Source organism: Aeromicrobium sp., assembly GCF_049586495.1.
Lineage (GTDB): Bacteria > Actinomycetota > Actinomycetes > Propionibacteriales > Nocardioidaceae > Aeromicrobium.
The window spans coordinates 1-7,149 of the sequence record NZ_JBAVCB010000185.1 but is presented as its reverse complement, the minus strand read 5'-3'; the positions used below and the strand labels follow the sequence as shown (position 1 = coordinate 7,149).

Annotated in this window: 10 protein-coding genes, 1 tRNA gene and 1 pseudogene; 2 read left to right on the top strand and 10 right to left on the bottom strand. The window is 66.5% G+C overall.

What is annotated here, in order from left to right:
* From WB508_RS09705 to WB508_RS09670, 8 genes and pseudogenes are all read right to left on the bottom strand, one after another.
* Positions 1–147: pseudogene (locus tag WB508_RS09705) on the bottom strand (50S ribosomal protein L7/L12); the annotation flags it as partial.
* 53 nt (positions 148–200) lie between these two features.
* On the bottom strand, positions 201–839 hold the full coding sequence (rplJ, locus tag WB508_RS09700) for a 50S ribosomal protein L10 (RefSeq protein ID WP_423844680.1): 639 nt from the start codon (positions 837–839) through the stop codon (positions 201–203).
* A 222-nt stretch (positions 840–1,061) separates the two neighbouring features.
* On the bottom strand, positions 1,062–1,838 hold the full coding sequence (locus tag WB508_RS09695) for a hypothetical protein (protein ID WP_423844679.1): 777 nt from the start codon (positions 1,836–1,838) through the stop codon (positions 1,062–1,064).
* A gap of 24 nt (positions 1,839–1,862) precedes the next feature.
* Positions 1,863–2,579, bottom strand: a complete 717-nt coding sequence (rplA, locus tag WB508_RS09690; RefSeq protein WP_423844678.1) for a 50S ribosomal protein L1 — start codon at positions 2,577–2,579, stop codon at positions 1,863–1,865.
* Positions 2,580–2,668: 89 nt separating this feature from the next.
* Positions 2,669–3,097: a 50S ribosomal protein L11 gene (gene rplK, locus WB508_RS09685; protein WP_423844677.1), complete on the bottom strand. Its 429-nt coding sequence runs from the start codon at positions 3,095–3,097 to the stop codon at positions 2,669–2,671.
* A 49-nt stretch (positions 3,098–3,146) separates the two neighbouring features.
* Positions 3,147–3,932 (bottom strand): transcription termination/antitermination protein NusG, encoded by a 786-nt coding sequence (gene nusG, locus WB508_RS09680; RefSeq protein WP_423844676.1) that lies wholly within the window; start codon positions 3,930–3,932, stop codon positions 3,147–3,149.
* Between the two features lie 48 nt (positions 3,933–3,980).
* Positions 3,981–4,199 (bottom strand): preprotein translocase subunit SecE, encoded by a 219-nt coding sequence (gene secE / locus WB508_RS09675; RefSeq protein WP_423844675.1) that lies wholly within the window; start codon positions 4,197–4,199, stop codon positions 3,981–3,983.
* Between the two features lie 36 nt (positions 4,200–4,235).
* Positions 4,236–4,311 (bottom strand) — tRNA-Trp (locus WB508_RS09670).
* 165 nt (positions 4,312–4,476) lie between these two features.
* On the opposite strand from WB508_RS09670, the gene WB508_RS09665 reads away from it, so the two are divergent.
* The gene (locus WB508_RS09665; protein ID WP_423844674.1) at positions 4,477–5,508 is read left to right on the top strand and encodes an adenosine deaminase; all 1,032 of its coding nucleotides are present in this window, start codon (positions 4,477–4,479) and stop codon (positions 5,506–5,508) included.
* Positions 5,509–5,515: 7 nt separating this feature from the next.
* Entirely contained in the window at positions 5,516–5,800 is a 285-nt protein-coding gene (locus WB508_RS09660) for a DUF4190 domain-containing protein (RefSeq protein ID WP_423844673.1), read from the top strand.
* 6 nt (positions 5,801–5,806) lie between these two features.
* Here WB508_RS09660 and WB508_RS09655 read toward each other — a convergent pair whose 3' ends face one another.
* Both WB508_RS09655 and rpmG read right to left on the bottom strand, forming a co-directional pair.
* Positions 5,807–6,847, bottom strand: coding sequence for a UDP-N-acetylmuramate dehydrogenase (locus WB508_RS09655; protein WP_423844672.1), 1,041 nt, complete (start codon positions 6,845–6,847; stop codon positions 5,807–5,809).
* Between the two features lie 72 nt (positions 6,848–6,919).
* On the bottom strand, positions 6,920–7,090 hold the full coding sequence (gene rpmG / locus WB508_RS09650) for a 50S ribosomal protein L33 (protein ID WP_423844681.1): 171 nt from the start codon (positions 7,088–7,090) through the stop codon (positions 6,920–6,922).
* Between the last annotated feature and the right edge of the window lie 59 nt (positions 7,091–7,149).

Here is a 7,149-nt window from a genome sequence, read left to right as displayed (position 1 = left end):
ACCGGCAGCAGGCGCGGCGGCGGCGGCCACGGGGGCAGCAGCGGTCACGTCGAACGTGTCCTCGAACTCCTTCACGAACTCCGAGAGCTCGATGAGGGTCATTTCCTTGAATGCGTCCAGCAGGTCGCTGGTGTTGAGCTTCGCCATGGTGGCGTCCTTCCTGTGGTGAGGCCCCGAGGGGGCCCCGATCGAATCGGGCTTCAGCCCTCGGTGGGTGCCTCGACGTCGGCAGATGCCTCGGTCTCGGCCGGAGCCTCGGCGACGGGCGCCTCAGCGGTTTCGGGTTCTGCTGCTGCCGGAGCACCGGCAGCCAGAACGGACGGGTCGGCCTCGGCCTTCGCCTGCAGAGCACCCAGAGCTCGGGCGGCCTGCGACAGCGGGGCGTTGAACAACGACGCGGCGTTCGAGAGGCTGGCCTTCATGCCACCTGCGAGCTTGGCGAGGAGAACCTCGCGCGACTCGAGGTCGGCCAGCTTGGCGATCTCCTCGGGAGTCAGGATGGCACCATCGAGGTAGCCGCCCTTGATCACGAGGGGGGAGTTGGCCTTCGCAAAGTCGCGCAGACCCTTGGCCGCCTCGACGACATCACCGTTGATGAAGGCAATGGCAGTCGGACCCGTGAGCAGAGCTTCGTCGAGCTCAACTCCCGCGTCCTTGGCGGCGATCTTGGTCAGCGTGTTCTTGGCGACGGCATAGCTCACGTTCTCACCGAGGATGCGCCGCAGTTCCTGCAGCTGCTTGACGGTGAGACCGCGGTACTCAGTGAGTACAGCACCATTGGATTCGCGGAAGTTGTCCGCGAGTTCGGCAACTGCTGCTGCCTTGTCCTGGCGTGCCATGGGTCTCCTTTCACGTACGTGGTGGTCAGTCATGCTGTGACCGATCGCCGCACCAGAAAGAAAAACGTCCCGGGCACAGGGCACGGGACGCGGGAAGCATCTGACGTAACCTGCGCGGGCCGCCCTCTCGGGCGCTTCGAGCCACTCCGAGAAGCGGCCGACCAGCGGTCTTCGGCACCCCGAGTCTAGGGCAGGCCGTGACGGCTGCCTAATCGGAGTGTGTCAGGCGGCAGTCGCGACCCGCCCGACGTCGAACTCGGTGATCTCGTCGTCGGCCGGCTTCTCGATCGAGACCGACTCGCCCCACTTCGACAAGTCGAGCGTCAACGTCTGGCCCTGCACCTCGATGAGCAAGCGCCGAGGCAGGTTGTCGGGTCCCACGTAGAAAGTGGATTTCAGCGACTTGGGGATCCGTTCCTGGCCCTCCGCGAGCTTCGTGGGGTCCAGCGTGACCGTGTAGGGCTGCGCGATGACCGCGTCGATCGTCTCGGGCTCGCCAGCCTTCTCAAAGCCACTGATGGCGCTCTTGACGTTCTCGAGCTGGGCCGCGATGTCCGCCTGGTCGACCATCCCCCCAAACTGCTCCACCAGCGGATTGCTGGAGTCGTTGAGGTCGATCGTGGCAAACATGCTCTGTGTCAGGGGGCCGAGGTTGACGTAGACGACTTCGTCGAACAGTCGCATCTCCACATCCATGCCCAGCACCTGCATGGTCAAGCCGAGCTGATGGTCAGCGAGCGTCTTGCCGATCTTGTGGTCGCCTTCTGCCGCGAGCTCCTGACCCATGATGGTGCCCGACATCGACAGGTGGGCCGAACCCGACGCGATCATCGCGTCGCCGATCGTCGAGCCGAAGTTCTCCTTCGTCAGCGCAGCTGCGGCAACATCATCCGAGGAGGAGTTGCCACGGGCTGCCTCCTCCTTCTCGCCGCACCCGACCAGCAACGCGGCGGACAACGCGGCGGTGGCCACCGCCCCGAGGACTCGAGTCACGCGCATGGGCCGAGAATACGTCGGCGCTGCTCAGACTTCGTCGGTGCCCGCGTAGTTGCGAACGCGGCTCGGGTCGACCGGAACGCCGGGGCCGTTCGTGGTGGAGACGACGATCTTGCTGACGTAGCGTCCCTTGGAGCTGGCCGGCTTCAGTCGCAGGACCTCGTCGTACGCCGCGCCGTAGTTCTCGGCGAGCTGCTCGGCGCTGAACGACGCCTTGCCGATCACGAAGTGCAGGTTGGCGTGACGGTCGACCCGGAACTCGATCTTGCCGCCCTTGATGTCGCCCACGGCCTTCGCGACGTCGGTCGTGACCGTGCCCGTCTTGGGGTTGGGCATCAGGTTGCGCGGGCCGAGGACGCGACCGAGACGACCCACCTTGCCCATCATGTCAGGGGTCGCGACCACGGCATCGAAGTCGAGCCAGCCTTCGCTGACCTTCTCGACCATGTCGTCGGAGCCGACGAAGTCGGCGCCGGCCTCGCGGGCGGCGTCAGCGTTGGCGCCGGTGGCGAAGACCAGGACCCGGGCGGTCTTGCCCGTGCCGTGCGGGAGGTTGACGGTGCCGCGCACCATCTGGTCGGCCTTGCGAGGGTCGACGCCCAGACGCATCGACACGTCGACGGTCGAGTCGTAGTTCGCGCTGCCGGACTCCCGAGCCAACGTGGTGGCCGCGAGGGGCGTGTACAGGGAGTCCCTGTCGATCTTGTCGGCAACCGCGCGGTATGCCTTGGAGTGCTGTGCCATCTCTGGTACTTCCTTTTGTGTGTGGGTGTGTCACCAGTCGTGGTCAAGCGGGCCCAGCTGGCCCTGCCACTAGTGGTACGGGGATGGAACTAGTCGGTCGTGACGCCCATGGAGCGCGCTGTGCCCTCCACGATCTTCATCGCCTGATCAATGTCGTTGGCGTTGAGGTCGGGCATCTTGGTCGTGGCGATCTCGCGGATCTGCGCCTTGGAGATCTTGCCGACCTTGTCCGTGTGCGGAACCGACGAGCCCTTCTTCAGGCCAGCGGCCTTCTTGATCAGCTCGGCCGCAGGCGGCGTCTTGGTGACGAACGTGAACGAGCGATCTTCGTAGATCGTGATCTCGACCGGGACGACGTTTCCGCGCATGGACTCTGTCGCGGCGTTGTACGCCTTGCAGAACTCCATGATGTTGACGCCGTGAGGGCCGAGTGCGGTACCGACGGGCGGTGCAGGGTTGGCCGAACCGGCCTGCAGCTGCACCTTGACGATGGCTGCGACTTTCTTCTTGGGAGGCATGTGTCTCGGGTCCTTCGTAGTGGGGTTGTGCCTGTGATCGCTCGCGCGGTCAGACCTTCTGAATCTGGGTGAAGCTGAGCTCGACCGGCGTTTCGCGACCGAAGATCTCGACCAGGGCCTTGACCCGCTGAGCGTCGATGTTCATCTCGGTGATGGTCGCGTGCAGCGTGGCGAACGGGCCATCGACCACCATGACGGAGTCGTTGACCGCGAAGTCGGTGAACTCGATCTTGGCGGCCGCAGCCGTCTGCTGCTGATCGGAGGCGTCGGCCGCGATGGCGACCTGAGCCTCCACTGCCGGGGCGAGCATGGACTCGACCTCGGCAAGACTGAGGGGGACGGGCTGGTGGGAGTTGCCCACGAACCCGGTGACCGACGGGGTGTGACGGACCACGCCCCACGACTCGTCGGTGAGGTCCATGCGCACCAGGACGTAGCCGGGCAGCACGGTGCGCTTGACCAGCTTGCGCTGGCCATTCTTGATCTCGGCGACCTCTTCGGTGGGCACGACGACCTCGAAGATGAAGTCTTCTGCGTTCAACGACGTGATGCGGTTCTCGAGGTTGGCCTTGACCCGCTTCTCCATGCCGGAGTAGGTGTGCACGACGTACCAGTCGCCGAACTGGCTGTAGAGACGGTCCTTGAACTCCTGCAGCGCGTCGACGACGGGGGCCTCGTCCTCATCGGACTCGACCTCGTCGAGGGTGGCGTCGGCGGCGTCTGCAGGCACGTCCTCGACAGGCACGTCCTCGACAGGAGCGTCCTCGACCTGGTCGGTGGGGTCCGAACCTTCGGTCGTGTCTTGCTCCGTGTTCTCGGTGGTCACGTCAGGCACGTCGACATCCTCTTCTGGGGTCACTGGGAAATAGGGGGCGCGGGGTGGTCAGGCGAAGATCCAGAACATCGCCTTGGCCAGACCGAAGTCGAGGCCGGCGACGATCGCCATCATGATCAGCACGAACACCAGGACCACGAAGAAGTAGTTGATGACCTGCGGGCGCGTCGGCCAATGGACCTTGCGGAGCTCAGCAACAGCCTGACGATAGAACGTGATGGGCGACGTCCGACCGCGCTTGCTGGCCACTTCGTGACTGTCGCTCACTGTTCTCCTTGATTGCGCTTCTCGGGTACTTCGATCTGGCACGGCACGAGGGACTTGAACCCCCAACCTTCGGTTTTGGAGACCGATGCTCTACCAGTTGAGCTAGTGCCGTCCACCGGTCTCACGCCCCGGCTCGCCCAACCCGGGTGAGGGCATGACGATCTAGAGTGAGTTTCGCCGGTTCAGGAAGTGTACGTGGTCGATCCCGGTCGAGTCGAACTGACTACCGCAGCGGCGAACCAACCGACGACGGGGCGTCGCTGACAAGATGGCGGTCATGAGCCATCGCGTGATCTCCTCGCTGCCGAAGGCTCACCTGCATCTGCACTTCACCGGTTCGATGCGGCACGGCACGCTGCTCGAGCTCGCCGCCCGCGACGGCGTCCGGCTGCCCGCCTCCCTCGTCGAGGACTGGCCGCCCCAGCTGATCGCCACCGACGAGAAGGGCTGGTTCAGATTCCAGCGTCTGTACGACGTCGCGCGGTCGGTGCTGCGGACCGAGGAGGACATCCGACGACTCGTGCGCGAAGCGGCCGAGGACGACGCGCGCGACGGTGCAGTGTGGACCGAGATCCAGGTCGACCCATCGGGCTATGCCGGCACGTTCGGTGGCATCACTGCGTTCACCGAGCTCGTGATCGATGCGGTGCGCGAGGCGACGGCACGCACCGGGCTGGGGATGGGCGTCGTGGTGGCGGCCAACCGCACCCGACATCCGCTCGATGCTCGCACGCTCGCGCGGCTCGCGGCGCAGTACGCCGGCCGTGGTGTGCTCGGCTTCGGCCTGTCCAACGACGAGCGCCGGGGCGACACCACTGAGTTCGCGGCGGCGTTCGCCATCGCCGATCGCGCTGGGCTTCGGCTCGTGCCGCACGCCGGGGAGCTGCTCGGACCAGCCAATGTCACGACCGCACTCGACGCGCTGCACGCCCACCGGCTGGGCCACGGCGTGCGGTCGGCCGAAGACCCCCGGGTGCTGGACCGACTGGCGACCAGTGGCGTCGCCCTCGAGGTGTGTCCGGTCTCCAACGTGTCGCTCGGCGTGTACGCGACCCTGGAGGAGGTGCCGGTGCGCACCTTCATGGATGCCGGGATCGACGTCGCCCTGGGCGCCGACGACCCGTTGCTGTTCGGATCCAGCCTGGGAGGTCAGTACGCCTTGATGCGAGCCGCGCAGGATTTCGCCGATCTCGACCTGGCCGAGCTCGCCCGCATGTCGTTGCGGGCCTCAGCGGCCCCGACGGGCCTCGTGCAGGACGCGCTGGCTGGAGTCGACTCGTGGCTCGCCAGTCCTCCCGGCCCGGCATGATGACGCCATGACGTATCCGCAGCACCCTCGCGCCACCGCAGCCCTCACGCTCGGCATCCTCGCGGTCCTGGGCGTGGCCGTGCTGGCGCCGCTGGCCTGGTACTACGGCGTGTCGACCCTGCGCGACATCGACCGTGAGCCCGGCCGCTGGCAGGGGCGCGGGCAGGCCAAGGCAGGTCTGGTGATGGGCATCATCGGCACCGTGCTCCTGGTGCTGGGCATCATCGTCCTGCTGTTGATGGTGACCGGCATCGCCGTGATCAACGGCTACGACAGCGGCTACCCGTCGTGACGGCCGCTACAGCGCACACCCGATGAGCACCGGCTCGTTGATCAGCACGATGCCGTAGGCCGCCTCGACGCCGTCGCGGACCTCGCGAGCCAGGGCCAGCAGATCGGCGGTCGTGGCTCCCCCCCGGTTGGTGAGCGCGAGGACGTGCTTGGTCGACAATCTTGCCGCACCGGTGCCGTGCCCCTGGCCGAATCCTGCCCGATCGATCAGCCAGGCTGCGCTCGTCTTGATCGACCCATCGGCCTGCGCGAATCGGGGCGCCTCGGCAGGGAGAGTGTCTGCCTGCTCGGAGGTGAGCAGTGGATTGGTGAAGAACGACCCCGCACTCCATGTGTCGTGATCGGCGGCGTCGAGGACCATCCCCTTGCCGCGACGCAGCGCCAGCACGGCGTCGCGAACCGCCGTGAGCGAAGCTCGTTCGCCCACCTCGACGCCCAGCGTGCGAGCGAGCTCGGCATAGGCCACAGGAGCGCCGAGAGCACCGAGGCGGAGCTGGAACGTGACGGTCAGGACGAGGTAGCGGTCCGGCTCGGCCTTGAATCGACTGTGCCGGTATCCGAATCCACAGTCTGCGGCGGCCAGGGTGCGAATGCGGCCCTCGAGACGATCCAGCACCCGGACCGTGGCGATCGAGTCGGCGACCTCCTGGCCGTAGGCGCCGACGTTCTGGATCGGCGTGGCGCCGACCGATCCGGGAATGCCCGACAACGCCTCGATCCCGACCCACTGCTCCCCCACGGCGCGTGCGACGAAATCGTCCCAGGGTTCGCCGGCAGCCACCGTGACCATCGCGCCGCTGCACGCGTCGCGATCGACCGTGATCCCCCGTGTGGCGATCTGCACAACCGTCCCGTCGAAACCCGCGTCCGCCACCACGAGGTTGCTGCCTCCGGCGACCAGCAGGGACGCGACACCTGCAGCGTCGGCGTCGCGGACGGCGTCGATCAGCTGCTGTTCGGTCTCGACGACCACGTACGTCCGGGCGGGGCCACCCAGGCGCAGGGTGGTCAGGTCGGCGAGGTCCACGGCGACGACGCTAGCAGCCACGACGTGCTGTCCCGGAACATGACGAAACCCCTCCGGCGCGCGCAGGAGGGGCTGTCGTGCAGGTGCTTGGGGTCAGCGCGTCTCGCGGTGCAGCTGGTGCACCTTGCACCGGGGGCAGAACTTCTTGATGTCGAGACGATCGGGGTCGTTGCGACGGTTCTTCTTGGTGATGTAATTGCGTTCCTTGCACTCGGTGCAGGCCAAGGTGATCTTGGGACGAACGTCAGAGCTCTTGCTGGCCACGAGGGTGCCTCTTCTTGATCGGTGTGCTGCGGTGTCATGCGGTGTGTAGCGGAGGCGGG